This window comes from Stieleria sp. (assembly GCF_041595215.1).
Classification (GTDB): Bacteria; Planctomycetota; Planctomycetia; order Pirellulales; family Pirellulaceae; genus Stieleria; species Stieleria magnilauensis.
Genome location: NZ_JBFHKV010001327.1, coordinates 1 through 2,029 on the forward strand (window position 1 = coordinate 1; position 2,029 = coordinate 2,029).

Sequence of the window (2,029 nt, forward strand, 5' to 3'; positions counted from 1 at the left end):
AGCAGCCCGCCGCGAACGGTCCACATCACGTAGCCGACCGAGAGCGCACTGGAGACCCCGGCGAAGGAACCGGCGAAGAGGTACGGCGTGCTGTCGCCCTGCTTGAGTTCCTGCTCCAAATCTTCCATGTCACTCCACAGCAGCTTACTGTCGAATTTAGCGACTCCCACCAAGGAAACTCCATCACGCGACGACTCCTTGCGATCCCGTCGTGAGCGACTACCGTCCTCGCTGTCCGATGACGTGCGAGCCTCCTCTTCTTCCACAACCGCTTCGGTCTGCGTCGCCGCCCGTGGAGACATCACGCTGAGGGTCAGGAGAGTTTCCTCACCGGATTGGACGACACCGCGCGGCGTGAACACCAGCGGCACCTCGGTCCCCGAATCAGTGGCCGAGATCTCGTTCAACAAGTCCTCCTGCTCGTCAACCTGGTCGGCGTCTTCTGCATCGTCGGCCGGCGGTACTTCGGGCGGAGCTTCGGGCTCGTGATCGGATCTGACGCTTTGAATGTCTGCCGAACGGATCGGCAAGGAGACTTCAATGACCACCGTGGCCGGCGCACTCGTGGTGATGCCATCGGTCACGGCGTACGAGAAGGTCACCGTCCCAGAGAATGATGCGACCGGCGTGAATTGAAAGGAGCCGTCCGATCCCAGCGTCAGAGTCCCCGACGAAGGTCCGCTGACCGGAACCACGGTCAGAGTGTTGCCGTCGGCATCAAAGTCGTTGGCCAGTAGCCCCCCAGGTCCGCGGCTCAAGGTGCTGCCGGGGTCCATGGTATAGAAATCCGCGACCGCGACCGGTGCATCGTTGATCGGCAGCACGTTGATGTCGACGTTGGCAAGGATCGATGCCGCCCCATCACTCGCCCCGACAACCAGAGCATCCGCTCCACTGGCATTCGGATCACTCACGTAGGTCAACCCGTTGGTAGCCGCAAGCGTCGCGTTCATCTGGGCCAGCGACGCGTTGACTCTCAGCGAAGAACCGCCGTTGCCGGAAACATTTGCCGCCGTCACCCCACCGGCAATCGTGAGATCCAGCGTCAAGCTGCCTCGGCTGACGTCGAACGAAAACTGCATGGTCCCCGTTCCGATATCGAGATCGTTGAAGCTGATGCCGTTGATCTGCCAGGGAATGTCTTCCGTCGGCGATTGGGTGCCGGGAACGACAATCGTGGGAGCATTAGCATCGTCCTGCCGTCGACCGTTTCGGCCAGCTCACAGCCATACAACATCAAGTCCGCGTCATCACTCAGTGAGCCTGCCCAGCCGGCGAATTCGCCCGCGTATCCGGCCAGATGTCGATCGTCGAGCACGGTGTTGCCGAGGCGAAGTTTGCCGTCGTTGCCGTGCGAAAGCACGTGAACCGCATCGACATCGACATATCCGTCCAAAATCTCGCCGATCTGACGAACACCGTCGCGCGTCGCGTCGAGCAGATAGATCTCCAAGTCGGCGTGCTCGTTGCCGCTGCGAAGATCGGCGATCAATTGTTGATAATCTTGGACACCCGCGTCGACGAAGACCAGTTCCTATCGCTGTCGCTCGTGTTCGGCCTGTTCTGCATCACCACTCGAATTGCCGGACGGATTGCCAGTTGATGCCGTGTCCGAGAAATTCAGTTCGACGGTCGGTACCGCCAACTCGTGATCTGAGGGGACGCCGTCAACTGGGGCGGGTACCATCGGGGTGGCGCTGAACAACAGACGCTTTTCCAACACAGCAGCATCAAGCAGGTATCCGGTAGAACGAATGACACTTGAGTCGCCAATTGATTTTCGTTTACGCCAGCGCACTTCCTAAGCCCGACAATTCAGATGAGAAACTGATCCATGCACCCCTACCCTAAGTCAGCAATTGGCGAAAATACGCCAATCAAGCCGAGACGGCGACAACACCGAGGCAAGGCGTAACGATTGAGCCGTTTGGACGAGTCTTGAAGAGCTTGCCTTTCATTCCGAGGATGCGTGACCGAGTCCGAAATGCGGCCGGCTTGTGCCATCTGCCGGAAGCCAACGACGGTCTTC

Annotated in this window: 3 protein-coding genes; all 3 read right to left on the reverse strand. The window is 59.5% G+C overall.

Annotated elements, in window-relative coordinates:
• Positions 1–1,082: Ig-like domain-containing protein (locus ABX749_RS30980; protein ID WP_372899437.1), on the reverse strand; the 1,082-nt coding region annotated here is incomplete at its 3' end.
• Positions 1,046–1,492: a DUF4347 domain-containing protein gene (locus tag ABX749_RS30985; protein ID WP_372899438.1), complete on the reverse strand. Its 447-nt coding sequence runs from the start codon at positions 1,490–1,492 to the stop codon at positions 1,046–1,048. The genes ABX749_RS30985 and ABX749_RS30980, both read right to left, overlap by 37 nt.
• A gap of 42 nt (positions 1,493–1,534) precedes the next feature.
• Positions 1,535–1,798: an LEPR-XLL domain-containing protein gene (locus tag ABX749_RS30990; protein ID WP_372899439.1), complete on the reverse strand. Its 264-nt coding sequence runs from the start codon at positions 1,796–1,798 to the stop codon at positions 1,535–1,537.
• Positions 1,799–2,029 lie beyond the last annotated feature (231 nt).